Here is a 207-nt window from a genome sequence, read left to right on the forward strand (position 1 = left end):
GCCGAGTACGTCAGTACGTCGCCCGTATCCACGTCCGAGAATTGACCGGAGATGTCGACCGGGGTGATGGCCTGGCCGTCGTTGCCCGATTGATCGTCAAGCGCGACACCCGGGGTCAGGATCGGGGTGTCGTTGGTGCCGGTGATCGTGACCGTCAGGGTTGCGGTCGACGTACCACCTTCGCCATCGGAGACGGTGTAGGTGATC

The 207-nt window shown here is 63.3% G+C and carries 1 protein-coding gene; it reads right to left on the bottom strand.

Going from position 1 to position 207, the window contains the following annotated elements; genetic code table 11:
• Positions 1 to 207, bottom strand: a 207-nt coding sequence (locus AC6LJW_RS29560; protein WP_498088986.1) for a VCBS domain-containing protein, incomplete at both ends; no start/stop codon positions are given.

The sequence above is a fragment of the Achromobacter sp. 1012554356 genome (genome assembly GCF_059760815.1).